This window comes from Paenibacillus sp. 598K, assembly GCF_003851045.1.
Lineage (GTDB): Bacteria > Bacillota > Bacilli > Paenibacillales > Paenibacillaceae > Paenibacillus_D.
This window is the reverse complement of record NZ_BFBX01000085.1, coordinates 26,068-26,568: the sequence shown is the minus strand read 5'-3', so window position 1 is coordinate 26,568 and position 501 is coordinate 26,068. Positions and strand designations below refer to the sequence as shown.

The 501-nt window shown below is 65.7% G+C and carries 1 protein-coding gene; it reads right to left on the bottom strand.

All coding sequences use genetic code 11. The features are described 5' to 3' along the window. Positions 1–501 (bottom strand): glycosyltransferase (locus PA598K_RS36450; RefSeq protein ID WP_185602186.1); only part of this gene is annotated, 501 nt, incomplete at both ends.

The following is a 501-nucleotide window of genomic DNA, read 5'->3' as shown; positions in this document are numbered from 1 at the left end:
CCGCGAGGCCAGCACCGGCGTACCGACCTGGTACGACTCGATGATGACACGGCCAAACGGCTCCTCCCACACCGACGGCACGATCGTCAGATCGACCTCGCTCATCCGCCGCATCGTCTCCGCCCGCGTCAGCTTGCCCATGCAGACGATGCGCTCGTCCTTCGCCGCAAGCCTGCGGATCGCAGCCAGCTCCGGCCCTTCGCCGCAGATGACCAGACCGCCGACGACCTCGGGAGGCAGGCTGATGACAGCTTCCACCAATTGATACACGCCCTTGATCGCCTGGATCTGGCCGAAGTAGCCGAGCCGCAGCGGGCCGTCTGCGAAGGTCCGTGCGCGATATAGCTGCTCGGCCTGCAAGCTGGCGGTTATGCTGTTGGGGATCACCTCGCGATCGGCAGTAGCAAAAAATCCCCGCTTCCGATGCTCCGACAGCACATGCTCGGAGATGCCGACCACCGCCGCCACCGCCGAGCTCGCCCGGCGCGCAACCTGTTGGTA